Raw genomic sequence first — 26707 nt, 5'->3', positions numbered from 1 at the left:
CCTGTGGCGCGACAGCATTGCCGGGCCCTGCCCTGCCGCGGCTGCCGCAATCCACTCCGTACCCGTGAGGAAAGGCAGAACATCATGGCCGGCGTTTTCATCAACTACCGGACCGGCGACGGCGCCACCGCGGCCGTCCTGCTCGACGAACAATTGAAAGGCGTATTCGGGTCGGAGAATGTGTTCCGGGACCGCCGCCGCACGGCACCGGGTGAACACTTTCCGCCGCACCTGTGGCGCGCCCTGGAGAGCTGCTCGGTCCTGCTCGTGCTCATCGGCCGGAACTGGCTGTCGCAGTGCGACGAGACCGGCCGCCGCCGGATCGACGTACCGGGCGACTACGTCCACGACGAGATCGCGGCCGCGCTCAAGTGGCGCCGGACCGTCCTGCCCGTGCTGATCGACGGCGCCGCCCTCCCCGGGAAGGAGGAACTCCCCGTGGACATCGCGGAACTGACGGAGCGGCAGTGCACACACCTGCGGGTGCCGTACGCGCACCTCGACCTCCCCGTCATCACCGACGTACTGCGCAGGCACGTACCGGTGAGCCGGGACACGAGCCCGGAGCCGACGCCGGAACCGGCTCCTGCGCCGGAGACGCCCGCCTCCGGTGGCCCCCGGCTGAGCGGGTTCACCTTCGGCGACGGGGCCGCCGTCAACCTCGGGAGCGGCGGAGCCACCACCTACCGCAACAGCGCCGTCTCGCACAACGGCGACGCCACCTACCACGAAAACGGCGGCGGAAAGAACGGAGGAACGTCATGAGCGACACCGAACAGCTCGGTGCGGAGGCCGCCGCCCCGCAGGACGTGCCGGGCAGGGAGACTCCGTCCGAGGCCGCGGACGAACCGGCACCGGGCGCCGACGCACCGGCGGAGCCGGGACCGGCCGCGGCCTCCGACGGCCCGCAGTCTCCCGCTGCCGCCCGGGCCGAGGACGCGCCCGCCGCGAACGCCGCCGGGCGCGTCCCGCCCCAGGAGCCGGAACGCGCGGCCCCCCGCCGGGAGACCGACGAGGGCGGCTCCTTCTCCCGCTACCAGGAAGCCCGGCAGCAGATCTCCCTGAGCCGGCTCAACCGCAGCGCGGTCGCCCACGGCGGTTCCGCCTTCTACGCCGAGCAGCTGTCCCTCGGCGGGGAGGCCCAGGTCGAGGTCCAGACGCTGGGCGTCCCCCCGCTGACGGTCGCGCAGCAGCTGGACTGCCGTCTGGACGTCGACCAGCAGACCCAGATGGCCGCCCGGCTCGCGGCACAGCGTGTCCTGCTGCTCGCCGGGAAGCCGGGCAGCGGCCGGCTGTCCACGGCCCTGACGCTGCTCGCCGGCTGCTGCCCCGACGACCGCATCCACCTGCTGCACAGCGAGGCCCCGGGCCTCCTTCAGGAGGTCTGCCGGCGCGCGGACGAACTGCTCACCCCTGACGGCTTCGTGATCGACCTCGACGACCGGGAGGTGAAGCTGTCGACGCTGGAGACGCTCGGACACCTCGCCCGCACCCGGCGTGCGTTCGTCGTCGTCCTCGGCGACCTGGCGCGGGTGGACCCGGACCAGCTGCGGCCCCATGCCTTCGTCCACCGCCGCCCGCCCCTCGCCGAGGTCCTCGCCGTTCATCTGCGTCGGCTGCTCGCCGGGCATCCCGGCGTGTGCACCGACCCGGAGTGCAACACCGGGCACACCGCCGCGTTCACCGCCCGGATGCTGGAGTCACCGCAGGTGCAGCGCACCCTCGACGGGGCGGTGTCGGTCAGCGGCGTCGTGGAGTTCGCTGAGGTGCTGGCCCAGAGCGTGCACTGCGAGGACACCAGCCTCGCCGAGGTCATCGGCCAGTGGCGCGACAGGCTGCGCCGGCTGGCCAAGACCCTGCTGCGGGTCCCCACCGAGACCGCGCAGGGCCCGGTCCTCGACCCGCACCGCCAGGCGTTCCGCATCGCCTACGCCTTCTTCCACGGCCTGCCGCTGGCCGATGTCTTCGAGGCCGGCCAGCTGCTCAGCGCGTCCGTGCTGCCGCGCTACGAGACCCGCGAACTGGCGCCCGCCAACCACGTCTTCGAGCGGGAGCTGGACCAGCTGATCCCGCCGGAGATGCGCGCCGCCGCGGAGACCGTGGACCCGGTGTCCGGCCGGCGCGCCGAGGACAACCCCCGCTGCGCCCGGCTCGTGGACGAGGAGCTGATGCACGCCGTCATCGAGGTCGTCTGGCACGACTACGACAGCCTGCGCCACCCCCTGCTGGAGTGGCTGACGGCACTGGTCGCCGGGCCCCTGGAACGCATCCGGGTACGGGCAGCCCAGATCGCCGGGATCCTGCTCAGCCACGACTTCGACAGCGTCTACCGGGACCTGATCCGCACCTGGGCCGGGGTGAAGTCCGCGCCCTACCGCCAGTGCGCCGCTCTGGCCCTGGAGATGGCGGCCCACGACCCCCGGCTGGTGCCGCGGGTGCGGGGCCAGATCCGGGGCTGGCTGAGCAGTCCCCGGTGGCAGTTCCAGGACAGCGCGGCCCGGGCGTACGGGACCCTGGTCGGTGCGCAGGACATCCCCGACACCCTCTGGGCGCTGCGCGAACTGGGCACCCGGCCCGAGCTGGCGCTCAGCAGCTCGGTGGCGTTCTCCATGGCCTGGCTCCACCTCACCGCCGCCCCGGGCCCGGTCGCCGACGCCCTGGACGACTGGATCGCCTCGGACAACGACCATCTGACCCGGCACGCCATCCGCACCCTGCTGATCCTCAGCCGCTACGGCGCCGGCCCGGACCGCCGGGACCGGCCCGTCCTGGCCGACGCCGCCATGACCGACCCGGACCGGGCCGACGCCCTGGTCCGCCTCTGGCGCCACGCCCTGATGGGGCAGCACAGCTCGACCCGCGCCTGGGACCTGCTGCGGCGCTGGCTGCTGGCCGGGGACGCGGACAAGGAACTGGCCGCCTTCCTCGACGCCCTGGTGCCCCGCATCTGTGCTCGGCCGCTGTCCCTGCGCGCCGGCTTCTACCTCGGCATGTGGGCCGGCCGGCACCCCGATTCCGGCACCGTCCGCGGGCTCCGGCAGCGGCTGGCCCAGGGCGCCCTCGCCACCTCCAGCGCGTCCTGACGACGCCCGTACGAACAGGAGAAGGACCATGACGGAACGCAAGCGACTGCGCACCAGACTGCGCGACTGGTGGCGCCGGGTCACCGGGCGGGACGGTGTCCGCACCGACCACGGTCCCGAATCCGCCGCTGACGCCCCGGAGGACACCGGTACCGCCACCGGCGGCCAGGCGGACCGGGCCGAGGTGGGGGTCGAACTCCCGCCGGCCGAGGAGCCGCTGTGGGTGGCGGCCCGCGGCGACGTGTTCACCTTCGAAGTTGTCCCGCACTTCCGCTGGAGCAGCCGGGAGATGACGCTGGACGTGCTGCGCGAACGCGCGGCGGTCCACGAGGAGGCGGCCCGCGGCAAACTGCTGCGCCGCGCCTGGTCCCTCACCCGGACCTGCGACCCCGCCGACCCGGTGGCCGCGGAGAAGACCGTCAACAAGGAGCTGCGCGGCGGCTGGTGCTACCAGGACGAGAAGGGCCTGATCCGCTGCCGGCCCTCGGTGCGGATGCGGATCGACCCGGCCCTGCGCGAACACGTCCTGCCCTTCCACCTCGCCGAGATACGGCTCAAGGAGGAACACCGCCTCGGCACGCTCAAGGCGGACCAGGTGCAGACCCTCACCGAGCGCTGGCTGGAGGTGATCAGCGCACTCGAACTCCTCGGCCCCCTGGGACCGGCCGAGCGGCGGCTGCTGGTGCCCTTCGCGGCCGCGCTGGCCGACGACGACTTCCGCCAGGTCATGCACGCGCTCAAGAACACCCGCCGCAACGGGGCCGAGGCGCTCGCCGAGGTGCTCACCGCCGCGGCCAAGCACCACGAGCAGGTGGGCCTCTTCGAGTACGCCAACGCCTACGACAAGGCGCTCAGCGAGTTCTGCCGGCAGATGGGACTCAGCCCCTTCTCCTGGGTGGACACCGTGACCGAGGTCGAGGAGCTGGCACCGTGAACACCACCGGCACCGCCGCGGACCGCAGCCGCGGGCACCACCGGCCACTCGGGCGCCGCGGGGGAGCGCCCCTGCTGGCCGGCGCCCTGACACTGCTGCTGACGGCCGGTCTGACCAGCACCTGCGGCACCGCCGCGGCACCCGCGGACGCCTGCGGCTGGATGACCGAACCCCTGAGCGCCGACGCCGGCCACACGGTGATCCTCGTCGACGGCTCCGCCTCCGTACGCGGCACCACCGCCGGACGCGACTACGCCGGCGGGATCGGCCGGCTGCTGGCGGCGGTGGTCCGCCGCAAGGACACCGTCTCGGTGGGCACCTTCAGCGGCGACTCCGCACAGATCACCTGGACGGCCAAGGACCGCTCCGCCGACTGGGTCACCGGCAACGACAACGCCGTCAACCAGAAGACCCGCAAGCAGCAGGCGGCCGAGTGCCTCAGCGGCTTCGTCGAGAAGGCCCAGCGCGCCGCGCCGCACGGCAGCGGCAGCAACGTGCTCGCGGCCCTCACCGCGGGAGCCGCCGCCCTGGACGCCGCTTCCGGCCGGCACAGCCTGCTGGTGCTGACCGACGGCCTGTCCACCACGGGCTGCGCCGACCTGCGGGCGGCCGCCTTCCGGGACAGGCGGGAGATCGACGCCATCGCCCGCGTCTGCGCCGCCCGGGACGAGACACCGGCCCTCATCAGGGGCGTGCACCTCACCCTGGCCGGCGTGGGCCAGCCGGCCACCGACCAGCCCGCTCCGACGCCGGCCCAGCGCACCTGGCTCGGCACCCTGTGGCGCACGCTCTGCGGGGCCGGCGCAGCGGCCGCCGGCTCGTCCTGCACCGTCCCGCCGACGGTCATCGGCACCGCGGACCATCCGCGGCCGCGAAAGCAGCCGCCCCGGGACCCGGTCATCCGCTACGCCGACGACCGCCCCGAGACCTACCGACTGCCGGGCGCGGCGCTCTTCGACAGCAACTCCTCGACCGTACGGCGCACGGCCCTGCCGCTGCTCAGCGATGTCGCGGTGAGCGCCCGCACCACCCCCGGCAGCCGGGTCGCCGTGTACGGCTACGTCGACCCGCGCGGCCGCCCCGACAACAACCACCGGCTGTCGCAGGACCGGGCGGACGCGGTGCGCAAGGTCCTGACCGGCCTCGGCCTGACGCGGGTGACGGCGTACGGCCGGGGCCTGCCGAAGGGGTGCGCCACGCCCCACCGCGCCGCGGGGAGCAAGTTGTCCGCGGCGCAGCGGCTCCAGTGTGACCGGCGCGTCGACATCGACATCAGCAGAAAGTGAGGCGGGGCCCCGCGATGAACACCACCAACGGAACGCACCGCACCGGGTCCGCCGCCCGCTACCAGTCGGCCGTCGACTGCCCCGGCAGCGAGCCCGCGTTCGTCCGCCTGGACATCGAGCAGCGGCCGGTCTCCCGGCCGGCGGACCAGACGGACAACCGGGAACAGGCCGCCCTGATGCGCGCCTTCACCGACGCCAACAGCGCGCTGACCGCCGCACAACCGGGCCTGGGCCACGCGGCAACGGCCCTCGCCCGCACCTTCCAGGAGACCCGGAACACCCTCGAAGCGGCCGAGCGGTTCGCCCTCGCCCGCTCGTCCCGGTGGGCCCAGGAACGCGTCACGGAACTGCGCGCCCGCCACGCCGACGACGGGCCCGAAAGCCTCCGCCGGCCACCGGTGCTCTGGCGACGGCTGCTGTGGCCCACGCTGATCGCCGGGGTGGCGTTCGACACGATGTTCATCGGGACCCTGATGCAGCGCTTCTTCGGGCTGGCATCGGGACAAGTCCCCTACTACCTCGCGTACTTGCCCGGGTTCGGGATCGCCGTGTGCCTGCTGGCCGCCGGCAGCCTGCTCGCCGAGTCCGTCTTCCGGCGGCGCACCCGGACCGCGAGGACTCCGGAGCGGACCCGCCGGGGGCCGGTCACCGCGCTGCGCGAGGCGATCTGGCCCACGAGTCCGCGCACGGAGCGGCGCACGCCCGGCGAACTGCCCTGGCCGAACGCGGCCGGACCGGTCCTCTTCACCGCGGTCATCCTGTCGATGGTCGGGATCTGGGCCCGGATGCGCGCGGCCGACGCGGTACGCGAGCACGTGGACCTGGCGCCGGACCAGAGCGCCGTCGTCATCCTCACCCTGGTGCTCAGCACCGCCGCGATCGTGGTCAAGATCCTCGCTCACAACCCCTGCGCCGACAGTGATCGGGAGGCCCGGCAGTCGGTGGTCGCCGCCGAGAAGCGCGGCCGGGCGCTGATGGCCGACGCACGGCGCAGCCTGGTGGGGCACACCGAGACCTGGTGGCGGCTGCGGTCCGCCGTCGAGACCGCGGCCACCGACGCCCGCCGCACGCTCGACGAGGCCTGCATCCGCATCGTCGAGGAGCGTGCCCGCACCGGCCTGGCCGGCAGCTTCGACCTGCCGCTGACCACACCCGCCTGGCCCCACCCGCGTCCGGTACGCAACGACACCGGCGACCGTCCGGCGAACGGGGAGGGCGGGCCCGCGCACCCCACCCCTCCCCGGGCCCGCCTCGAACTCCTCGATCACGCCCTCGCGTTGCTCACCCGCTACGCCCCCGAGCCGCTGGAGGACCGCCTCACCGCCCTCGCCGACGACCTCGGTACCCAGTTCCGTGACGCGCCGGTGCGGGAAGCGGACGAGGCGCGGCACGGCGAGGCGCCGCGGCCGGACGGGGAGCCCGATGCGGATGCCCCGGCCGCGCCGACCCCTCCGGACGAACCGCGCGGCGCCGACGCGGTGGACGGGCGGCGGCCGCCCGAGGACGAGGCCACGGCGCCATGACCGCGCAGCCCGCCTTCCGTCCCGATGAAGTGAAGCACCTGGAGTTCCTGCAGACGGTGATCGCCCGGCATGCCAACACCTCGTTCCTGGTCAAGAGCTGGGCGATGACCGTCAGCGGTGCGTTCATCGCGGTCGCGACCCGCGGGCCGAGCTGGAAGACGGCCGCGGTCGCCGTCGCGCTGGCAGCGGGCTTCTGGCTGCTCGACAGCTACTACCTCCGCCAGGAACGCAGGTTCCGCACCCTCTACGAGAAGGTCGCCGGCCGCGCGCAGCTGCCGCCCTTCACCATGGACGCCGAGCAGTACGGCGGCCCCGTGCCCTGGCGGGAGGTCGCACTGTCCAGGACGATGCTGCTCTCCTACGGGGTCCTGGTCGCCCTCGACACCATGACGGTCGTCTTCCTCGCCTGACCGTGCGACGGGGCCGCGCGGTCACCTCCGGGCGGGTGCGGCGGTCCACGGCAGCAGCAGACCGTCGCCGTCGGTGCGCGGGACGAGATGGAGATGGAGATGGCGGACCGTCTGGGTGGCCGAGGTGCCGCGGGAGGTGATCACGTTGCAGTCGCCGGCCTCCGCCGCGAGTTCGGCGGCGCGCAGCATGGTGGTCGCGGACACCACCGGGTCCTCCGCCACATCGGCCACGTGCACCCGGGGGATGACCAGCGCATGTCCGGCGGTGACCCCGCCGTGGTGCGGCCGGATGGCGAGGGTCTCCGGCCACTCGCGCAGCACCGTGGCGGGTGCCCGGCCGCCCACGATCAGACAGAAGGGGCAGCCGGGCCGCCGGGCGGGCCGGGGAGGCCGCGCACGCTGCGCGCGGGAGCCGGGCAGGCCGCCTGCCGTCTCGCGGAACTCCCCGGGGCAGACCATCAATCCTCCGCAGCAATGTCGTGGGGGCGGCCGCGCCCCGAGAGAATCCGCTCCTGGGTTACTTAGCCACATTTCGCGGTGTGTGAACGCCGGGTTCCTCCGGAGTGCGGACCCTCTCACCAGAGTCGGTCGATCTCGCCCGGGTACACCTCGATACGGGAGTGCGCGAAGGAGGAGCGGTGCCGCCGGGCGAGGGGCGAGAAGAAGCGGGCCAGGGTGACCTTGTCGAAGCCGGGCCGGTCGCTGGGGAACGGGTCCGGCGGCGTACCGCCGATCAGCACCGCACCGGGAAGCCGCTGCCAGCCCGCGCGCTCGTAGAAGGGCAACAGCGGCCGGTCACAGGTGAACAGACCGACGTCCAGACCCATGGCGACCATCTCCGCACGGGCGGCCGTCACCAGGCGGTGGCCGTGGCCCTGGCCGCGCGCGGCCCGTCGGGTCACCACCGTGCTCAGCCCGCCGGCGCGGAACCGCCGTCCGTCGTGGACGAGGTCCTTGCGGAGGATGTCGAGCGCGGCGAGCACCGAGGAACCCTCGACGAGCAGCATCGACACCGGCCGCAGCGCCGGGTCGTGGACGAACGTGCCGGGCGCCGACGCGGAATCCGGGGGCCAGGCCTCGTCCCGGAGCGCCGAGACCTGACCGTGCAGCGCGGGCGGGACATCGGCTTCCGGGAATGTCATGATCGGCACCCGCCCATTGTGGCGGCCCGCCGCGCGGCGGCCAAGGCGGTTGTGGTCCCGTGTGGTCCCGTGGGCCAAACGGTCGGCCGCCGCGCCGACGCTTTCCGCCGCCCGGCCCCGGCGTGATCGCGGAGCGACTTCCTTGCATGTCCATGGCATCCATCGGGCAGGCGACCGTCATGGGAATGCTGAGGCGTTTGGAACGTGCCGTGGAGGACTGCGAGAGCGCGCTGCTGGCCAGGATCTTCCACACCGACCCGGTCCAGCTCTTCGATGACCTGCGGCAGGAGTGCGACGAGCACGCCGTCGTGTGCAGCAGGCATCGGGTGCTGGTACCCAACGACTACACCGTCGAACTCGCACCGGAAGTGCATGACGAGTTCGCCGCACGCGGGGGAGAGGTGGGACGGCAGCTGACCGATGTGCTGGCCCGGCACGCCATCGAGCGGGACTACGAATGGGCGGGCCCGCTGACCGTCCACGTCACCGCCGCCGAGGTGCCGAACGGCCGGTACCGCGTGTCCAGCGCCGCCCTCGCGCACATCCCCGCCGTTGCCGCGGGCCCCCAACAGGCCACCCCCGCAGTGGGATTCACCTGATCCCTCCGGCGCCGCCGGGGCAGACTGGGCCATTATCAGTGACCCTTTGGAGGCATGAATGGACCGGACCGCACACTCTCGGCCCGATGAGATCACCCTGCGTCCCATCGGCCGGGTGGTGAGCCCACGGGGTGAACTGACCGACGACCAGTGGGGCGAGGTGCCCGCCGTGATCCGGCTGGACGGTGCGGCCTACGGTGCGGAGTCGCTGGCCGGGCTGGCGGACTTCTCCCACCTGGAGGTCGTCTTCCACTTCGACCGGGTATCCGAGGACGCGATCGAGACCGGCGCCCGGCACCCGCGCGGCAACCCCGACTGGCCGCTGGTCGGCATCTTCGCGCAGCGCGGCAAGGACCGTCCCAACCGGCTGGGCGTCTCGCGCTGCACGCTGGTGAAGGTCGACGGCCTGGACATCCACGTCCTCGGCCTGGACGCGGTGGACGCCACCCCGGTCCTCGACATCAAGCCCTACCTCGACGAGTTCGGCCCCCGCGGCGAACTCCGCCAGCCGCAGTGGGCGACGGAACTGATGGCCCGCTACTACTGACCAGCCGGCCGGGGCCGTGCCGCGGGGAACACCACGGCACGGCCCCGCCCGGTTGTCCGCCGGGCTCACTCCCTCGCGTCGGCGATCTCCGCGATCACCTGCGCGTGGCAGGGCTCCGGGAGGCACCAGCAGCCGAGCCGGCGGCCGCGCAGCCCGGGCAGGAGAGCGAGCAGATCGGGGCGCGCCAGCAGATGGTCGCGGTACTTCGCCAGCACCTCCGCGCGTGTCCCGTCCGGGCCCGGGCGGAAGGGGCTGGCCAGCGGTGAAGCCTTGAGGTGCCAGCCGCCCCGGTGCATCGCCCGCCCGACGTAGACCACGTCGGCGTACTCCGGATCGTCGCGGTGGCCCTTGAGGTTGACGACCGTCGTGTGCGTCATGCCGTCATCCTCGCGCCGTTCGCCGCGTCCGGCAGCGCGAACACCGCGCAGGTCGTGGTCGCGTGGGCGTAGACCTTGCCGTCGGCCGCCCCGACCACCCGGGCCTCGGCGGTCGCGGTGGTACGGCCCGCGTGCACGACGTTGCCCTCGCAGCGCAGCAGGGGGCCGTGGGCGAAGACGGGGCGCACCAGATGCACCCCGAGCTGGACCGTGGTGTACGCGCGTCCCGACGGCAGCGTCGTCATGACTGCGCTGCCGAGGGCCGAGTCGAGCAGGGTGGCGAGGAAGCCGCCGTGCACACTGCCCATCGGATTGAGGAGATGCTCACCGGGCTCCCCCTCGAACACGGCCCGGCCCTCCTCGACGGCCACCAGCCGGAACCCGAGCGTCCCGCAGATCGGGGCCGGCGGCAGCGTGCCGTCGAGGGCGAGCCGCAGCAGTTCCAGGCCGGAACGGCGGCCCGCGTCCGCGAAGGAGGTGGGGGCAGCCCAGTGGTGGGTGCGCGAGCGCGTCCCGACGGTGTCGGTGGACCGTGTCATCTGTCGTTCTCTTCCGTTCGTGTGGCCGCATGCCCGGTGGGCGGAGCGGGAGCGCCGGCGGGCCGTGCGCCCGATGTCCGGGGCCGGTGGGTGCCCCGAGCAGGGCACCCACCGAACGTAGGGCTGCGCACCGCCGCCCGACAGTGTCGTAAACGACTCCTCTGATAGCGTTCCCGACATGGATGTGGCGGTGCTGGCCTACGACGGAGTCTTCGACTCCGGGCTCGCGGCGATCCTCGACGTCCTCGACGGCGCCAACGCGATGCGCGGGGAACTGGCCCAGCCGCCGCCCGCCTGGCGGGTCACCACACACGGCTTCCGGCGGTCGGTGCGCACCGCGGCCGGGCACCTCGTGCAGACCGCTCCGGCGGACACGGCCGCCGCGGCGGACCTGCTCGTCGTGCCGGCCCTCGCCGAGCGGCGCCCGGAGTCCCTCCTCGCCCATGTCTCGGGCGCCGCGTCGGCCCCGGTGCGGCGTCTGGTGGCGACCGCACGCGAGCGGGGCACCCCCGTCGCCTCGGCGTGCACCGGCACCTTCCTGCTCGCGGAGTCCGGGGTGCTGGACGGACGGCGGGCCACCACGAGCTGGTGGCTGGCCCCGGTCTTCCGTACCCGCTACCCCGCGGTCGAGGTCGATCAGACCCGCATGGTGATCACCTCGGACGGCGTCACCACGGCCGGCGCCGCCTTCGGCCATGTCGACCTCGCACTCGCCGTCGTCCGGAGGACCAGCCCCGCGTTGGCGGACCTGGTGGCCCGTTACCTCGTGGTCGACGAACGGCCCTCGCAGTCGGCGTACACCATCCCCGGCGCCCTCGCCCGGAGCGATCCACTGGTCTCCGCCTTCGAGGGCTGGGTCCGCGGGCGGCTGTCCGGACCGATCAGCATCAGCGCGGCCGCCCACGAGCTGGGCGTCAGCGAACGCACCCTCCAGCGCACCGTGCGGCGCACCTTGGGCATCTCCCCGGTGCGCTTCGTCCAGGACCTCCGGGTGGAGCAGGCGGCGCATCTGCTGCGGACCACCGATCTGTCCCTGGAGGCCGTCGCCCGCACGGTCGGATACGAGCACGCCAACACCCTCCGCGTGCTGCTGCGCCGGCTCACGGGCCGGACGGCCGGAGCCCTGCGGGGCCCGGAGGGCTGAACGTCCGGTCCGGGAGCGGCGGCCACCCCCGCACGTTCGGGGACGTACGGGGGTGGCCGGTCTCCGGGGCCGTACCGGTCGACTACCGGAGTGCGGCCACGAGGCGCGCGCTGCCGGGAGGTCTCGGCGGTTTACAGCGGACGGGCCCACAGGTCCCACTGGAGACCCCCGCCATCGCAGAACGGGTCGGCCCACTTGCCGCTGCTGACCAGGTCGGTGCCGGCGGCCTGGCACCCGCCGAGGGTCCAGAACTTCTTGCCGGTCCACACGGTTCCGGGCGGACCGTCCATCGGCGCGACGAGGTGCTGCGCCCGGGCCACCGGCGCGGCGGGGGCCGCATGGGCCTGCGCGGCACCTCCCAGTCCGAGGACCGTGAGGGTGGCGGCAGCGAGTGCGGTGGTGAGAATTCGCCTGTTTCGCACGTGATTTCCTTCCCCGTGGTTCCGGGCCCCCTGCGGGCCCGACACCCTGCACACGGATGCGGGCCCTTCTCCGTATGACACCTTGTTGTGTGAGGTGGGTCACATGGGGAGTTGCGCCCCGTTGGGCGGGCGGCCCGGGCCTCGCCGAGGCCGCCGGTATGGGCGCGGCCGGCGATGCGGCCCCCTTCGCTGCCTGGCGAAGTGCATTGACTCAAAAGGTATTTGACGACGCGTCACTTCATCACGTTCGGTGAACGCGGTCGGCCGTGCCGCTCGGAAGGGTGGCTTCCGGAGAGCGTGCCCCGGCGCCCGGTGCGTTCTCCATGTCGAGGTGTCGCCGCGCTGGTCACGGCGGTCGTGCGGCCCGGTGGACGTGCGGGCGGGCGCCCGGCGGCCGGGGGCGGCGGTGCGAACTGTGCCGACTTGCCGGTTTGCCGGTTCTTTTCGGGGTGTTCGCCGGAGACGCTTGCCTTGGAAGTGTGTGGGTGGATAGCGTAACCAGCGTCTAAAGCTTTCTGGACAGCTTTAGTGAAAGCTAAAACACTGGATCGTCCCGGGTGGGGGAGAAGTATGCAGATCAAGGTTGCGGTGGCGTACCACAGCGGATACGGCCACACCGCAAAGCAGGCGGCGGCCGTGGCGGCCGGCGCCGAGAAGGTTCCCGACACCCAGGTACGCCTGGTCTCCCTTGCCGAACTGAACGACGAACTGTGGGAGGTGCTGCAGGAGTCCGATGCGCTGATCTTCGGCACGCCGACCTACATGGGTGGCAGCAGCGCCGTCTTCCGTGCCTTCGTCGAAGCCACCAGTGCGGTCTGGGGCGACAACATGCGCTGGAAGAACAAGATCGCCGGCGGCTTCACCAACAGCGGCAACATGGCCGGTGACAAGCTCAACGCGCTGATCGACATCGCGCTGTTCGCCGCCCAGCACGGCATGGTCTGGGTCGGCCTCGCGGAGTACGGCGGCTGGAACACCTCCACCGGAAGCCCCGAGGACCTCAACCGGCTCGGCAGCTGGCTCGGTGCCATGTCCCAGTCGAACAACGACGAGGGGGCCGATGTCACCCCCTGCGCCAGCGACCTGCGCACCGCCGAGGCGCTCGGCCGCCGGATCGCCGAGACGGCGCACATCCACCGGGCCGGCCGCGCGGCCGTCGAGTTCGACGAGGTGGCCGGCTGACCGACCGCGGACCTTATCGAGGCAGCTGCGACGGGAGGGGGGCCCGATGAACAGCCGTCAGAGGCCGGTGCGCCCTGCGGACAACTCCACCACGGAGGTCCGCAGCGGCGCGCCGGTGCACCGGGTACGTGACACGGCAACCGCCGTGCGGGAGAGGGCCGTTGACGGCCCGCCCACGCGGCTGCCGGTCGGCCGCACGCCGCGGGAGCGGGCGTGGGCCCGCGCGTTCCCCGCCGGCCGGACCCGGGTGCCCCCGGTCCGTGCCCGCCGCTCCCCGCGTGCGGGGCACCGTCATCTCGCCGCCGCCGTCACAGCGGCCCCCTCCTGTCCTTGCCACCCGGTCTCCCCCGGACCTCCCCTGCCTGCCGCCTCGCCGGCCGCGACGGAGGCGTGAGGCCTCATGCGCCACGACGCCCGGGGGCCGCTTTTCCGTGACCTCCCGGAGCGCGGCCCGGCGCCGTTCACCGGCGCGCACACCATCAGCTGAACCTCACCCGACGGGCCCGTCCCACCGGGTGAAGCACCACGGCACCAGGCACCACGGCGCGGAACACCCTCCGCTGCGTCTTCCCGGCGCGGCCGGAGCCGGCCCGCCCCGGGGCGCACCCTTCCGCCGGCCCCGGCCGGCACGGCGTGCGTCCCCGAACGGCGGTCCACCACTTCCCGGGCCCGCGGTCCCCGCGGGCACCTGCCCCGCCGCGTACCGTCTGCGCGGCTCTCCCCTGCCATCCCGAGGAGCTCAGCCATGTTCCACACCACCACCGACGCCGAGCTGACCGGTAATCCGATCGACGAGGTGATCGGATCCACCATCCACTACGCGGCGCTCACCTCCGCCGCCAAGCTCGGCATCTTCACGGCCCTGGCGGAAGGCCCCAAGACCCTCGACGAACTCGCCGCGTCGATCGGCGCGAGCACGGACGGCACCCGCGCGGTGGCCGACGTCGTCGCCGTCCTGGGCTGGCTCGCCCTGGAGGACGGGCGCTACCGCAACGGCCCGCTCGCCGAACGCTGGCTCGGCAAGGACGCCGAGTACGACTTCACCCCGGCGCTGCTGTGGGCGTACGAACTCACCCACGTCATGTGGGATCTGCCGCAGGCCGTACGCGACGGCAAACCCGCCCAGTCCCTGTGGGAGCGCTGGGCCGACAAGCCTGAGGCCGGGCGGGACTTCTCCGCCTACATGCGGATCAAGTCCCGGCTGACCGTGCGGTCCATCGTCGACGCCGTACCGGTACCCGAAGGGGCCCGGCGCCTGCTGGACCTGGGAGGTTCGCACGGGCTGCACTCCATGGCCATGTGCGAGCGCCACCCCGAGCTGTCCGCGACCATCGTCGACCTGCCCGAGGCGCTCGCCGACACCGGCACCGCGATCGAGAAGGCGGGCCTCGCCGACCGGATCAGCCTGCAGCGCGGCAGCTTCCTCAGCGGCGACCTCGGCACCGGCTACGACGTCGTCTTCCTCTTCGAGATCGTGCACAACCACACCGACGAGGAGAACCGCGACCTGATCGCACGGGCCGCCAGGGCGCTGCGGCCCGGCGGGCGGATCGTGGTCCTCGAAGACGTCCGCGGGGAGCAGCTCGACGCGCACAACGCCGCCTTCTCCCTGGCGATGTACGCCTGCTCCGGCGACCGCACCTACAGCCTGCCGGAGATCTCCGGCTGGCTGAACGACGCAGGTCTGTCGGGCGTCGAGCGCATCGCGCTGCCCTCTTCCGTCTCCCTGGTCGTCGGCACCAAGTAGAGCCGGCAGCCGGGGAAGGGGGAGCACCGTGCAGATCGATCTGGCACACCGGTCCACCAGCTCATGGCTGGACGCCGCGGACCTCGCGCGCGAGGTGTACGCCCAGGCATACGGCGCCGATGTGGCGCCCCGGCCCGACTCGTTCATCGTCGCCCGCCCGGCCTGCGGCGGGACGGAGGAACCCGCGGCGCCACTGGCCTGCGCGGGGCTCACCTTCGGCAGCGACCAGGAACTGTTCTCCGAGCGGTACCTCGACACCGGTGTCGAGGAAGCCGCGCTGGCCCGGCTCGGGGTCACGGTGGACCGCAGGCGGGTGGTGGAAGTGGGGGCGCTGGCCACCCGCCGCTCCTCGGTCGGCCGCGAACTGATCAGAGCCACCCCGATCATCGCCTGGTGCCTGGGCATGGAGTACATCCTGTGCACCGTGACCAGGAGCCTGATCACGACGCTGGGCCGGACCGGCATCTGCTTCGTGCCGTTCGGCCCCGCCGACCCCCGCCGGCTGTCTCCCGAGGAGGCGGCGCGCTGGGGCTCGTACTACGACCACGAACCCCAGGTCGGTGTCATCGCCCTGAACGCCCTGGACCGGCTCTTCTCCGACGCCACCGGGCGCTACTCCGTCACCGATCTCCAACTGAGCATCAGCGCCATGGAGGTGGCCGGCCATGCTGGGCATTGAACAGAGCCTGGCCGGCTTCGGCGAGTCGGAGCGGCCACTCATCGAGGTGCTGGGGGACGACGGTGCTCCGGCGCGCACACTGACCTACCGGGAAGTGACGCGCCGGGTCGCGGACCTCGCCGATCGGATCGGCCCCGGGGACGGCCGGCCGCCACGAGTCGGCGTGGTCTGCGGCAACACCCCCGCCTTCGTGGTCGCCGACCTCGCCCTGATCGCCGCGCACGCCGTCGAGGTGCCGGTCCCGCTCGCCTTCTCCGCCGAACAGGCCGCCGGTCTGCTGGAGGAGACCGACCTGTGCGTGGTCGACGAAGCCGGGCAGGAGCGCCTCACCGAGTGGGGCAGGGACCGGGTCCTGCCCCCGCACTGCACGGTGCTGCCGCTGTCCACCGACGGGCCCGTGCCGTCCGCGCCGCTGGTGCTGCGCGCGGCCGGGGCCGGCGGCGCGGACCGGGAATGCAAGGTCATCCACACCTCCGGCACCACCTCCCGCCCCAAGGGGGTCCGGATCCGGGCGGGGGCGCTGAACGAACTGCTGGACTCACTGCGGTCGGTGATGCCCCGCGGGGCCTTCTCCCGCTATCTGTCCGTCGTTCCGTTCAGCCTGCTCATCGAGCAGGTCACCGGGCTGTACATGGTCCTGCTCGACGGCGGCACGCTCGTCCTGACGCCGCCCGGTAAGGCCCTGGTCGGCACCGCCGCCGCGGCGGCCGCCGATGTGCTGCCGTACGTGGCCGCGGCCCGGCCGACCGCGCTGGTCGCCACGCCCGCGCTGGTCGACGCCTTCGCCACCGCCGCGGACGAGGCCGAGCAGAGCGGACAGGCGGTCGCCCGGGCCCTGTTCGGCAGCGACGAAGCGCCGCTGCTGTGCTGCGGCGGGGCGCCCGTCCACCCCGAGCTGCTGCGCCGGCTGGAGGACCACGGCCTGCCGGTCCACGAGGGGTACGGGCTGTCCGAGAACAGCTCCGTGGTCAGCTGGAACACCCCGGCCGCGCGCCGCCCCGGAACCGTCGGCCGGCCGCTGCCGCACGTCCGGGTGCGGATCGCCGACGACGGTGAACTCCTCATCCGGAGCACCTCGTTGTTCGCCGGCTACACCCGCGACGATCCCTCCAGCCTGCTCTTCGACGACGAGGGCTGGCTGCGGACCGGCGACCTGGCCCGGATCGACGAGGACGGCTTCATCAGCATCACCGGACGCAAGAAGAACGTCATCATCACCGCGGCCGGACGCAATGTGGCACCCGAGTGGGTCGAGGCGCAGTACGCCCAACTGCCCTTCGTCCGCGCGGTCGCGGTGTTCGGAGACGGGCTCGACGCGCTCCACGGCCTCTTCCTCGTGGCGGAGTCCACCGACCTCGCCGCGGCCGAGGCGGCCGTCCGGGAGTTCGGCGCGGCGAAGCTGTCGGAGGTGGAGCAGGTCGCCGTACCGCACCTCACCGTCGCCGACGAGCGCCTCTACCGCAGGTTCTTCACCGTCACCGGGCGGCCCGTGCGGGACGCCCTGCGCACCGCCCTGTCCAACGGCACGCTGTTCGACCACCAAGGAGCAGACGCATGACCACCAACGCTGACGTCCGGCCCTACGGTGCCGCCACCGGACGGCTCGTCCTGCCCACCGGGGACCGGTCGCTCGGTGCGCTGGACCCCGCATGGGTCACCGGGCTGCTCGCCGACGCCGGATTCCTGCTCTTCCGGGGCTTCGACACCGACCTGGAGGCTTTCACCTCGTTCGTGAAGGCGCACTCCAGCCGGATCACCCTCGACCCGGCACGCACCTTCCACGGCGGCGAGGTCGCCCAGAAGGTGGACGCGGGCACCGGAGCCGTCGGCCTCCATCTGGAGAACGGCAACAGCCCCTTCGGCCCCGACCTCACCTGGTTCCTGTGCGAGAAGGCCGCGGCCAGCGGCTCGCAGACCACCGTCTGCGACGGCTACCGCGTCTGGGACGCCGCGAGCGACACCGCCCACGCGGTCTTCGGCATCAAGGACATCATGTACAGCCGCCGGGTGGAGGAGCCCAAGTGGAAGGCGTTCGTCTGCCACCAGTCCGACGGTCGTAAGGACCCCGACCGCGTCACCTTCGACGACATGAAGGAGCTGGTGGGCGGCAATGTGTCCACCACCCTCCAGCTCAGCGACGACGGCTCGATCCACTACGCCTACCGCACCGGCGCCGCCCATCCCACCCTGTTCGGCAGCCGGCTCGCCTGGGCCAACAGCGTCTTCGGCCCCTCGTACAACTACGAGGCCCCGCGGATCACCTTCGCCGACGGCACCGAGATACCCGAGGAACTGCTCGCCGAGTTCCGCCGCCTCACCGCCACCCTGACCGAGGAACTCGACTGGCAGGACGGCGATGTGGCGCTGATCGACAACACCCGGGTGATGCACGGCCGGCGCGAGATCCTCGACACCGACCGGACCGTCTACAACGCCCAGAGCTACCTCGCCCCGGCGCTGCTGACCGCCGCCCGGGAAGGAAGGGCACAGGCATGACCGCCGCACCCGCCGGACTCGACGACCCCCGTGTGACAGCCGTCCTGACCGAGATCGCCCGGACGGCCGAGAAGAGCGACCGGGCCGTGATGGAACGCGCCTACGCCACCACGGCCGACTGGCCGCAGCCGCCGACCGCCCAGGAGGCCGCCGAGCTGTGCGCCCAGGCCGCGCTGCCGGTGCACCCACAGGTCGGCACCTTCCTCTACCAGCTCGTACGGGGCATGCGTCCGTCCCTCGTGGTGGAGTTCGGTACTTCCTTCGGCGCCTCGACGATCTACGCCGCGGCCGCGCTGCGCGACAACGGGCACGGCCGCATCATCGGCTCGGAGCTGCACCCCGGCAAGGCGGGCCGCGCTCACGAGCACCTGGAGCGCGCGGGACTCGATGCCTGGACCGAGATCAGGATCGGCGACGCCCGCGAACAGCTCGCCGACCTCCCCGGGGGCATCGATCTGCTGCTGCTCGACGGCTGGAAGGAGCTGTACCTCCCCGTGCTCAAGGTGCTCGAACCCGCCCTGCGGGCCGGCACCATGATCGTCTCCGACAACCTGCCGATGCTGCCGGCCGAGTTCACCGACCACGTCCGCGCCGCCGGCAACGGCTACCTCTCCCAGCAGCTTCCGCTCGGAGACGGTGTCGAACTCTCCCTCCGCCTCCAGTAAACGGGACACTGCTCCCGGGCCGGCGCACCGCACCCGCCGGTCTCAGCGCCACCGTCTCCCCACGGAAAGGGCACCGAACACCTGTGAACTCCCGCACCCACCGCCGCACCCTGCTCCGGGCCGGCATGGCCGCACTGCCCCTGGCGGCGGTGACCTCGGCCGCACAGGCCGCCGAGCCGTCCGGCCGGCTGACCGCCGCCGACGTCTCCTGCTGGACTGACGCCTACCTGGAGGCCTGGCGGACCAAGAACGACGCCGCCGCGGTCCGGCTGTTCACCCCCGACGCCGTGTACGAGGCGGTGCCGGGCGTGGCCGCGCAGACCTTCCGCGGCCGCGACGCCATCGGGCGCTACTGGCGCGACATCACCTCCGGCCAGAGCGACATGACCGGCCGTCACGGCACCCCCGTCGTCACCGGCAACCGTGCCGCCGTCGAACTCTGGGTCACCCTGCGGGCCCCCGCCATCAACCCCGACGGCGACCACTGGGTGACGTTCCTGGAGAGCAACGTCCTGCTCTTCGCCCCGGACGGCCGCTGCCGGCGCAACACCGAGTACTGGAACCTGCAGATGGGCCGCCTCGACCCGCCGCAGGGGTGGGGAGCCGCGTGACCACAGCTCGTACGCTGATCACCGGTGGTCGGGTCCTCACCATGGACCCGGCCACCGGTGAACTGCCCCGCGCCGACATCCTCGTCGAGGACGACCGGATCACCGCCGTCCGCCCGGACCTCGACGTGGCGGAGGTGAGCGAACGGATCGACGCGCGCGGCTGTCTGGTGCTCCCCGGCTTCGTCGACACCCACCGGCACATGTGGCAGGCGGCGCTGCGCGGCAGCGGCGCCGACCAGACCCTCGACCAGTATTTCGCCGTCGTGCTCAACACCCTGGGACCGCGGCTCACCGCCGACGAACTGCACCTCGGCAATCTGCTGAGCGCCCTGGGCGCCCTGGACGCGGGGGTGACCACCGTCCAGGACATCTCCAACGTCGACAAGCCCACCGGGGAACACACCGACGCCCTGCTCGACGCGCTCACCTCGTCCGGACTGCGCGCCGTCTTCGCCTACGGACACGGCACGCCGGACGACGCCCGGCGGGTCCGTAAGCGGCTGCACCGCAAGGACGGCCTGGTGACGATGGCGCTCAACGCCGAGGCCGGCAGCGACGAGAGCACCCGGCGCGGCTGGGCGCTGGCCCGGGAACTCGACGTGCCGACCGCCCTGCACATCCGCGGCGGCCGCCCGGTCTCCCGGCTGCGCCGGCTCGGGGTGCTGCGACCCGGCACGGTGTTCATCCACGGCACCGGCATGGAGCCGGGCGAAATGGGCCTCATCCACGACAGCGGTGGCGCGCTGTCGGTCGCGCCGGCCATCGAGATGATGATGGGACACGGCCTGCCGCCGTTCGCCGCGGCGTCGGCCGCCGGTCTGCGGCCCAGCCTCAGCGTGGACGTCGAAGTGGCCGCGCCGAGCGATATGTTCACGCAGATGCGGGCGGCCTTCCAGATCGGCCGCTTCGCCACGCTGCACGGCCACGCGGGCCCAGGGGCGCCGTTGCTCACGGCACGCGACGTGCTGGAGTTCGCCATCCTCGGTGGCGCGGAGGCGCTCGGCATGGCGGACCGGATCGGCTCCCTCACCCCGGGCAAGCAGGCCGATCTGCTGGTGCTGCGGACCGACCGGCCCGGTGTGGCGCCGGCGCACGACGCGATCGCGGCCGTGGTGTCGTCGATGGACCGCGCCGACGTCGACACGGTCCTGGTCGCCGGGCGGACCGTCAAGCGCGGGGGAGTGCTGAACCACCCCGGACTGCCCCGGCTGCTGGCACAGGCGGACGACCTGCGCCGGCGGCTCGCCATCCGCTGAACCGTCCGCCGCTGACGTCTCGCGTCAGCGGCGGATCAGCACGCCCTCCTCGATGGCGGCGAGCGCGATGCGCAGTTGTTCGCTGAGCGCCTTCGCGGTGTGTTCCGGGATCCGGTCGACGAGCCGGGCGTGCACGGCGGTGGTGGCGCGCACCGCCGCCTCGGCGATCTGCACCCCGCCCGGCGTCAGCTGCACCCAGCTGCTGCGTGCGTCGTCCTCGGCCGCCGCGCGGGTGACATGGCCGGCCGCCACCAGACGCTTGATGACGTTGCTGGTGCCGCCGGAGGACAGCAGCAGGGCGTGCGTCAGGTCGGTCGGCTTGAGGCGGTACGGGGCGCCGATGCGCCGGAGGGTGGCGAGCACGCCGTACTCGGCCTGGGTCAGGCCCAGCTTCTCCAACTCGGCGCCGGCGGCGATGTCGAAGGCCGAGACCAGGAGAGCGGTCCGTTTGGCCAGTTCCAGCGGGAGACCGGCGATTTCGGGCAGCTCGTGTCCCCAGGCGGAGATGATCTCGTCTACGTGGTCAGGCTCCATGGTGAGCCGCCTTCCCTCTGCCCGATTGCTCAGTACAAAGATATCTCACTGTCCGCACAGGCAGGTTCTGACCTGGGGGGACCGTGTGAGTACCCGATGTGGACACCGTGAAAAGCTTTCCAGCTACCTTTTAATATAGCTTTTCGTAATGCTTTCTCTCTATGCTTCTCTCATGTCCCTACGTGAGTCGAGGCGTGCCCTGGCCATGGCGGCAACCCTGGCCCTGGCCCTGACCTGTGCCTCTGCCTGTACCGGCCGCGCCCCGGACACGGCCGCACAGGGGAGCGCGATGGCGGAAAACCGCCGCTCCACCGAGGAAGGAACCGCCGCCATGCCAGAGTTCACCGCCGCCCCCGACCGACTGCCCTCGTGCTTCGACGGCGTCCGGCAGGCCGGCGCCTACCGACTGCCCGGCGCCCCGGGCAAGGGCCGTCTGGTCACCCTGGGCACCGGCCCGCGCGGCGTGGTCTTCGCCCCCATCTCCTGGGGCGACGCCTGCGAATGGGCGGCCGAGGCCAAGCGGCTCGCCGCCGCCGGCTACCACGTCGTCACCTTCGACTGGGGGCCGGACCGTCGCCGGACCGTCGCCGACGCGACCCGCCTGCTGCGCACGCGTGGCGCCATCGACGTGGCCTGGGTGGGCGGTTGCATGGGCGGCACCGTCATGCTGGGCATGCTGGCGGACCGCGCCGAGCGCCCGTCCGGCGTCGCGGGCATCAGCCCGCTCGCCTCGCTGGGCGGCTACTCCTCGGGCAGCGGCTCGTCCTACGACGGTGAACTGCTGCTGCTGGGGACCGCCGACGACCCGCTCTCCGACGAGAAGCGGCTGCGCGAGGTCGCCGGCGGCTTCCCCGCGGCCGAGGTCACGGTCCTGCCCGGCACCCTGCACGCCGCCGAGATCTTCGACGGCCCGCACGGCGACGCCGCCCGCCGCGGCCTGGACGGCTTCCTCGGCCGTACCTTTGCCGCAGCGGGCGGCTGACGCGTCCGGCGCCGCGGACCCGGCGGCCCGGATCGGCTCCGGACCGCCGGGTGGCACGCGATGGTAGGTCAGTGATGGCGGGTCAGCAGCGGCGTGTCAGGAGTGGGTGGCGAAGTCCTGTGTCCACCACGGCCCGTTGGCGCTGAGGTTCACGCCCACCCCGGTGGACTTGTAGGAGCAATTGAGGATGTTGTCCCGGTGGCCCGGGCTCTTCATCCAGCCGTCCATCGCGGTGGCCGGGTCCTTCGGGCTCTTGAAGATGTTCTCGGCCCAACTGCTCCACGGGAAGCCGGCGTTGGTCATCCGGGTACCGGGGTCGACGCCCTCGGGGGTGTTGTGCTCGTAGTAGTTGCGGGCGGCCATGTCGTCGGAGTGCTTCTGGGCGGCGGTCGTCAGATGGGAGTCGACCTTCAGTGGACCGCAGCCGTGCTGGGCCCGCTGCGCGTTGACCAGCTGCACGATCTTCTGCGCGAAGCGCGCGGCGGTCCCGGTGGCGGTCTGCGCGCCGCCGGGCGTGCCGGTCCCCGGGGCGGACTCGACCCGGGGCGTGGTGGACGACGTGCTCGGCTCGTGGCTTGAGCGGGTCGGGTGCGACCGGGGAGCCTTGTGCTGCTTGGTGTGCCGTGCGGCCTTCGACGGCTTGGCGGAGGGCTTGTGGGCCTTGGGGGAGTGCGAGGGGCTCGGCGCCGTGGACGGGGTGGCGGCCGTCGTGGGCGCCTCCGGCGCGGACTGGTTGGCGGCGAGCGCCTGGTCGGCTCCGGAGCCGGGCCGTATCAGCAGCACACAGGATCCGCCCACGACGAGCACGGATGCCACGGCCACCAGGGTGGTGTTGCGCCGGGGGTGGGCGCCGCCGCGGTGCAACCCGCTGCGGCGTCCGTGCCGCCCGCCCGGACGGCCGGCACCCGGGGCGTCGGAACGCCGGTGCCCGGCGGGCTCCTTCGCCCGGTGGCCCTCCCCGGTCGCGGTGAGGTCGTGCGGGTCCGTCTGACGGTGGTCGTTGTTCATGGTTCCGTTTCCTGTGGGGGTCGGGGTGCGCCGGGCCGCCGGGTCGGCCGGATCCCCGGGCCGGTGGGCCGCTGAGATCCGTCGTCCCTGTGGTCCGACACAAGGGAGAGCGGGGGCGCCGGCCCCGATAACGGAAACGGTGAAAACTTTTTCCGGGAAGTCCGCGCGGGGTGCCCCGTGACCGGCGGGAGGGGTGCCGCCGCGGGGGTGGGTGGCTGCGCACGGATTTCCGGATCCACGTAGGTTTTTGTGTTGTCGGGGTGCGCCCACCGGGTCACCTGAGTGCGGGGGCCATGGGTACGCACGGATGAACAGGAACGAAAAGGCGTGAAGCAGGAAAACGGGACGGCGGCCGTCGAGGCCGCCCAGGCCGGCGACGAACAGGCCCGCGAGCAGCTGGTCGCCGCATACCTGCCGCTGATCTACAACGTCGTGGGCCGGGCACTGGACGGCCATGCGGACGTGGACGACGTGGTGCAGGAGACCATGCTGCGCGTCCTGGAGTCGCTCACGGATCTGCGGGAGCCGGCGTCGTTCCGCTCCTGGCTGGTGGCCATCGCCATGAACCAGGTCCGCCGGCGCTGGAACACCAGCCGGCAGGCACCCGCCATCGGCCTCGACCAGGCGCCGGAACGAGCCGACCGCTCCGCCGACTTCGTGGACCTCACGATTCTGCGCCTGGGGCTCTCCGGCCAGCGCCGTGAGGTGGCCGCGGCCACCCGGTGGCTGGACGAGGGCGACCGCTCGCTGCTCTCCCTGTGGTGGCTGGAGGCCGCCGGCGAGATCAGCAGACCCGAACTGGTCGCCGCCGTCGGGATCGACTCCCGCCACGCGGCCGTCCGCGTGCAGCGCATGAAGCAGCAGCTGGAGGCCGGACGCGTCGTGGTCCGCGCCCTCTCGGCCGACCCGCCCTGCCCCGACCTGACCGAACTGACGGCCACCTGGGATCAGGAGCCCTGCGCCCTGTGGCGCAAGCGAATAGCCCGTCACGCCCGCCAGTGCGCCAGCTGCTCCGGGCACTGGAACGACCTGCTGCCCGCCGAGGGCCTGCTGGCCGGCCTCGCCATGCTGCCGCTGCCCGCCCATCTCACCCCGCCTTCTGTCCTGTCGGCCCCCACCGCCGCGACGGCGCAGACCGCGGCCCCCCCGCCCCACGGGTCCGGCGCAGCGGGCACGCAGCACCCGCTGCCCACCCGGGCGGCGGGCCCGCGCCGGATCACCAAGGGCACGGCCGTCACGGGCACCGCCACCCTCGCCGCGGCCGTCCTCGCCGCCGTGTGGTGGTCGGGCAGCACACCCCAGGACACGCGGAAGGCCACGCCGCAGGCGGTACGGACCGTGGTCACCCACGGCCCGTCCCCGAGCCCCACGCCGACCCCCACCCCCAAGCCGTCACACTCCCCTTCCCCGTCCCCCACCCCGACCTCGCACACCCCCACCCCGTCGGCCACCCCGCCCGACCTGGAGGAGCAGGTCACCGCCCTGGTCAACGCCCGCCGCGCCCGGGCCGGTTGCCGGCCGCTGCGCATCGACCGCAGACTCCACACCGCGGCGCAGCGGCACTCCGCCGACATGGCCGCCCGCGACTACTACGAGCACAACACCCCGGACGGCACCGGCCCCGACGCCCGGATCACCGCCGCCGGGTTCCGCTGGAGCAGCTGGGGCGAGAACCTCCACCGCGGCCCGCGCACCGCCGCCGCCGTGGTGAACGACTGGATGGGCGACCCCATGCACCGCGACAACCTGCTCGACTGCAAGTTCACGGCCGTGGGCGTCGGGGTCGTCCAGGGCGCGGGCGGACCGTGGTGGACCCAGGACCTCGCCGCGCCGCTCTGACCGCCGGCCCGCGCCCGGACCGCTTGCCGGACGCCCCGCTCACACCCCCGTTGCCCCGTCGAGCCGCTCACGCAGCAGATCCGCATGGCCGTTGTGCCGCGCGTATTCGGCGATCATGTCGATCAGAATGCGGCGCAACGAGACCGGCTCACCGGTCCGTCTGCGGATCCCCGTCTCCTCCAGTGACCGGGCCTGCGCCGTGATCCGCCGGGAGTGCGCACACTCCGCCCGCCAGACGGCGAAGGCTTCGTCCACCTCGCCGTCGAGGACGCCGAAGTCCTGGTCGGGATCCTCGTCGGAGTAGTGCAGCAAGGGGAGGTCCTCACCGGCGAACTGGATGCGGAACCACCATCGCTCCACGCCCGCGAGATGCCGCACCAGCCCGTGCAGGGACAGGCCGGACGGCGGTATCGCCCGCCGGGAGAGGAGTGCCGCCGGCAGTCCGGCGCACTTGAGCGCGAAGGTCTCCCGATGCCAGTCCAGGACCGCGCCCAGCGTCTCGCGCTCGCCGCCCACCGCGGGCACGGGTTCGCGGGTGTCGCCCTCCCACCGCGGTGCGAAATGGCGGGGAGAGTCCTGTCCGGTCATGATCTGCCCTCCTGATCGTGCCTGATAGTGCCGGATCGTGAGGGAGCCGAGTCTGCCAGGCACCACTGACAACGGATGGTGGTCCGGCTCTGACCACGGCCGGAGGCCCCCCCGGCGAACGACTCACGGCTCTCCCCCCGGCTCATCCGGGTGGCGAACACTCCACGCCGCTGTCCACCGTTGACGAACAAACAGCACGACGCCGACCAGGGGGAGCCCGCAGGCGCCCTGCTCGACCTGTGGCTGCCACGCGGGTCGTGTACGTGGGCACTCACCAGCCCGCCACACGGGGTGAGTTGACAGCTGATCAGCGGATCACTGTGGAACTATCACGCCAACTTCGTAAATATCAGTCATATTCGCTGGGTTCGGTGTCCTTGGGTGCCCGAGTTATGTAGGTTCTGGCTCGGCTCAGGTGATGCCACATGTCACCCGTCCCACGCGGTTCTTTCACTGGAGAGCGGGCACGTCCTGTCGGGCTTCACGCGTGGAGCGACACGGTCGAAGCCGGGCAGGAAGGGGACGGCCCGCCGGACTGGAGAGGAAGCCTCATGGCGGAAATCGATCTCGGACTGGCGACGGACTGGTCCGAGGGTGACACCCATGGCCGCGTCAGGCTCCGGGACAACCAGGTCTATCCCGGCTCACCCAAGAAGGACGTGCTGATCAGCTCGCCGGTGAGCATCGAACTGTCGGTGAACACGAACTACTCCTCCTCCCAGGAGGCCGACAAGATCTACTTCACGACCCATCACGGCTCCACGAAGAAGATCATCGCGGTGCTCGACTCCGACGGAAATCTGCACATCGCCGGTCGCCTGATCACGGACCAGAAGGACCTGTCGTACTAGGAACGAGCCCCCGTCCCCTCCCTCCCGGCCGGAACCACCGAGGCGGCCCGCGAGGATCGCCGAAACCTCCAGATCGAGGAACGGGACCTGAATACCTGCTGTGAAAGTGCTGGTCGCAGCCATCCGTTGAGGGCTGCGACCAGCACGCGTATGCGTCAGTGGCGCGCTCGCTCGGAGTGACGGCCAGGCGATCCGGGCGAACGGCCCGGTAGACGGTCGCGGCCACTTGTGGGATGGCCGTGGCGCAGTGGGATTGCCGGCTG

28 protein-coding genes are annotated in these 26707 nt (G+C 72.6%); 20 read left to right on the top strand and 8 right to left on the bottom strand.

The features are described from left to right. Positions 1-84 precede the first annotated feature (84 nt). Genes ACQP17_RS00905 through ACQP17_RS00880 form a run of 6 tightly spaced genes read left to right on the top strand, consistent with a single transcriptional unit; the run spans position 85 to position 7236 of the window. Positions 85-765 (top strand): toll/interleukin-1 receptor domain-containing protein, encoded by a 681-nt coding sequence (locus tag ACQP17_RS00905; protein ID WP_433854433.1) that lies wholly within the window; start codon positions 85-87, stop codon positions 763-765. Continuing rightward, positions 762-3083: a hypothetical protein gene (locus ACQP17_RS00900; protein ID WP_433854432.1), complete on the top strand. Its 2322-nt coding sequence runs from the start codon at positions 762-764 to the stop codon at positions 3081-3083. Before ACQP17_RS00905 ends, ACQP17_RS00900 begins: the two co-directional genes overlap by 4 nt. Positions 3084-3111: 28 nt before the next feature. Continuing rightward, complete coding sequence (locus ACQP17_RS00895) at positions 3112-4017, top strand: hypothetical protein (RefSeq protein ID WP_433854431.1); 906 nt, start codon at positions 3112-3114, stop codon at positions 4015-4017. Continuing rightward, a complete protein-coding gene (locus ACQP17_RS00890) occupies positions 4014-5303 on the top strand; it encodes an OmpA family protein (protein ID WP_433854430.1) in 1290 nt (429 codons plus the stop codon). Before ACQP17_RS00895 ends, ACQP17_RS00890 begins: the two co-directional genes overlap by 4 nt. A gap of 14 nt (positions 5304-5317) precedes the next feature. Beyond that, positions 5318-6826: a hypothetical protein gene (locus ACQP17_RS00885; protein WP_433854429.1), complete on the top strand. Its 1509-nt coding sequence runs from the start codon at positions 5318-5320 to the stop codon at positions 6824-6826. Continuing rightward, complete coding sequence (locus tag ACQP17_RS00880; protein ID WP_433854428.1) at positions 6823-7236, top strand: hypothetical protein; 414 nt, start codon at positions 6823-6825, stop codon at positions 7234-7236. The genes ACQP17_RS00885 and ACQP17_RS00880 overlap by 4 nt, the downstream gene beginning before the upstream one ends. A gap of 21 nt (positions 7237-7257) precedes the next feature. Here the strand turns inward: ACQP17_RS00880 and ACQP17_RS00875 are convergent, their stop codons facing one another. Together ACQP17_RS00875 and ACQP17_RS00870 are read right to left on the bottom strand one after the other, a co-directional pair. Beyond that, on the bottom strand, positions 7258-7695 hold the full coding sequence (locus ACQP17_RS00875; protein ID WP_433854427.1) for an HIT family protein: 438 nt from the start codon (positions 7693-7695) through the stop codon (positions 7258-7260). Positions 7696-7811: 116 nt separating this feature from the next. After that, on the bottom strand, positions 7812-8378 hold the full coding sequence (locus tag ACQP17_RS00870; RefSeq protein WP_433859804.1) for a GNAT family N-acetyltransferase: 567 nt from the start codon (positions 8376-8378) through the stop codon (positions 7812-7814). Between the two features lie 179 nt (positions 8379-8557). Between ACQP17_RS00870 and ACQP17_RS00865 the strand changes: the two genes are divergently transcribed. Further along, positions 8558-8977, top strand: a complete 420-nt coding sequence (locus tag ACQP17_RS00865; protein ID WP_433859803.1) for a DUF3662 domain-containing protein — start codon at positions 8558-8560, stop codon at positions 8975-8977. Between the two features lie 58 nt (positions 8978-9035). Next, positions 9036-9524, top strand: coding sequence for an SAM-dependent methyltransferase (locus ACQP17_RS00860; protein ID WP_433854426.1), 489 nt, complete (start codon positions 9036-9038; stop codon positions 9522-9524). Positions 9525-9589: 65 nt separating this feature from the next. Here ACQP17_RS00860 and ACQP17_RS00855 read toward each other — a convergent pair whose 3' ends face one another. Together ACQP17_RS00855 and ACQP17_RS00850 are read right to left on the bottom strand one after the other, a co-directional pair. Further along, positions 9590-9901 carry a DUF4326 domain-containing protein gene (locus ACQP17_RS00855; RefSeq protein ID WP_433854425.1) on the bottom strand — a complete coding sequence of 104 codons (312 nt, stop codon included), beginning with the start codon at positions 9899-9901 and terminating at the stop codon, positions 9590-9592. Continuing rightward, positions 9898-10440 carry a PaaI family thioesterase gene (locus ACQP17_RS00850; RefSeq protein WP_433854424.1) on the bottom strand — a complete coding sequence of 181 codons (543 nt, stop codon included), beginning with the start codon at positions 10438-10440 and terminating at the stop codon, positions 9898-9900. Before ACQP17_RS00850 ends, ACQP17_RS00855 begins: the two co-directional genes overlap by 4 nt. 178 nt (positions 10441-10618) lie before the next feature. Between ACQP17_RS00850 and ACQP17_RS00845 the strand changes: the two genes are divergently transcribed. Beyond that, the gene (locus tag ACQP17_RS00845; RefSeq protein ID WP_433854423.1) at positions 10619-11584 is read left to right on the top strand and encodes a GlxA family transcriptional regulator; all 966 of its coding nucleotides are present in this window, start codon (positions 10619-10621) and stop codon (positions 11582-11584) included. A gap of 131 nt (positions 11585-11715) precedes the next feature. Here the strand turns inward: ACQP17_RS00845 and ACQP17_RS00840 are convergent, their stop codons facing one another. After that, a complete protein-coding gene (locus ACQP17_RS00840; RefSeq protein WP_433854422.1) occupies positions 11716-12006 on the bottom strand; it encodes a hypothetical protein in 291 nt (96 codons plus the stop codon). 570 nt (positions 12007-12576) lie between these two features. Between ACQP17_RS00840 and ACQP17_RS00835 the strand changes: the two genes are divergently transcribed. The 8 genes from ACQP17_RS00835 to ACQP17_RS00800 all read left to right on the top strand — a co-directional run bounded on the left by ACQP17_RS00835 (position 12577) and on the right by ACQP17_RS00800 (position 20642). Next, positions 12577-13188, top strand: a complete 612-nt coding sequence (locus tag ACQP17_RS00835) for a flavodoxin family protein (protein ID WP_249636046.1) — start codon at positions 12577-12579, stop codon at positions 13186-13188. A gap of 745 nt (positions 13189-13933) precedes the next feature. Next, entirely contained in the window at positions 13934-14935 is a 1002-nt protein-coding gene (locus tag ACQP17_RS00830; RefSeq protein ID WP_433854421.1) for a methyltransferase, read from the top strand. Between the two features lie 28 nt (positions 14936-14963). Continuing rightward, entirely contained in the window at positions 14964-15614 is a 651-nt protein-coding gene (locus tag ACQP17_RS00825) for a thermostable hemolysin (RefSeq protein ID WP_189098639.1), read from the top strand. Beyond that, positions 15601-17172: an AMP-binding protein gene (locus tag ACQP17_RS00820; RefSeq protein ID WP_433854420.1), complete on the top strand. Its 1572-nt coding sequence runs from the start codon at positions 15601-15603 to the stop codon at positions 17170-17172. Before ACQP17_RS00825 ends, ACQP17_RS00820 begins: the two co-directional genes overlap by 14 nt. After that, a complete protein-coding gene (locus ACQP17_RS00815) occupies positions 17169-18110 on the top strand; it encodes a TauD/TfdA family dioxygenase (protein WP_433854419.1) in 942 nt (313 codons plus the stop codon). The genes ACQP17_RS00820 and ACQP17_RS00815 overlap by 4 nt, the downstream gene beginning before the upstream one ends. Further along, positions 18107-18775 (top strand): O-methyltransferase, encoded by a 669-nt coding sequence (locus tag ACQP17_RS00810; RefSeq protein WP_433854418.1) that lies wholly within the window; start codon positions 18107-18109, stop codon positions 18773-18775. The genes ACQP17_RS00815 and ACQP17_RS00810 overlap by 4 nt, the downstream gene beginning before the upstream one ends. 83 nt (positions 18776-18858) lie before the next feature. After that, positions 18859-19386 (top strand): nuclear transport factor 2 family protein, encoded by a 528-nt coding sequence (locus ACQP17_RS00805; RefSeq protein ID WP_433854417.1) that lies wholly within the window; start codon positions 18859-18861, stop codon positions 19384-19386. Beyond that, positions 19383-20642, top strand: coding sequence for an amidohydrolase family protein (locus ACQP17_RS00800; RefSeq protein WP_433854416.1), 1260 nt, complete (start codon positions 19383-19385; stop codon positions 20640-20642). The genes ACQP17_RS00805 and ACQP17_RS00800 overlap by 4 nt, the downstream gene beginning before the upstream one ends. 24 nt (positions 20643-20666) lie before the next feature. Here ACQP17_RS00800 and ACQP17_RS00795 read toward each other — a convergent pair whose 3' ends face one another. Beyond that, the gene (locus ACQP17_RS00795) at positions 20667-21176 is read right to left on the bottom strand and encodes a MarR family winged helix-turn-helix transcriptional regulator (protein WP_433854415.1); all 510 of its coding nucleotides are present in this window, start codon (positions 21174-21176) and stop codon (positions 20667-20669) included. A 331-nt stretch (positions 21177-21507) separates the two neighbouring features. On the opposite strand from ACQP17_RS00795, the gene ACQP17_RS00790 reads away from it, so the two are divergent. Then, positions 21508-22158 (top strand): alpha/beta fold hydrolase, encoded by a 651-nt coding sequence (locus ACQP17_RS00790; RefSeq protein WP_433854414.1) that lies wholly within the window; start codon positions 21508-21510, stop codon positions 22156-22158. A gap of 96 nt (positions 22159-22254) precedes the next feature. Here the strand turns inward: ACQP17_RS00790 and ACQP17_RS00785 are convergent, their stop codons facing one another. Next, positions 22255-23166 carry a CAP domain-containing protein gene (locus ACQP17_RS00785; RefSeq protein WP_433854413.1) on the bottom strand — a complete coding sequence of 304 codons (912 nt, stop codon included), beginning with the start codon at positions 23164-23166 and terminating at the stop codon, positions 22255-22257. A 327-nt stretch (positions 23167-23493) separates the two neighbouring features. Here ACQP17_RS00785 and ACQP17_RS00780 point away from each other — a divergent pair, with 327 nt between their 5' ends. After that, on the top strand, positions 23494-25005 hold the full coding sequence (locus ACQP17_RS00780) for a sigma-70 family RNA polymerase sigma factor (RefSeq protein ID WP_433854412.1): 1512 nt from the start codon (positions 23494-23496) through the stop codon (positions 25003-25005). A gap of 39 nt (positions 25006-25044) precedes the next feature. Here ACQP17_RS00780 and ACQP17_RS00775 read toward each other — a convergent pair whose 3' ends face one another. Continuing rightward, positions 25045-25593: a DinB family protein gene (locus tag ACQP17_RS00775; RefSeq protein ID WP_433854411.1), complete on the bottom strand. Its 549-nt coding sequence runs from the start codon at positions 25591-25593 to the stop codon at positions 25045-25047. 551 nt (positions 25594-26144) lie between these two features. On the opposite strand from ACQP17_RS00775, the gene ACQP17_RS00770 reads away from it, so the two are divergent. Beyond that, positions 26145-26444, top strand: a complete 300-nt coding sequence (locus ACQP17_RS00770) for a DUF6342 family protein (protein ID WP_433854410.1) — start codon at positions 26145-26147, stop codon at positions 26442-26444. Positions 26445-26707: the final 263 nt, after the last annotated feature.

Source organism: Streptomyces kronopolitis (assembly GCF_050953795.1).
GTDB lineage: Bacteria > Actinomycetota > Actinomycetes > Streptomycetales > Streptomycetaceae > Streptomyces > Streptomyces kronopolitis_A.
The sequence above is the reverse complement of the archived record's forward strand: the minus strand, read 5'-3'. Positions and strand labels throughout refer to the sequence as shown.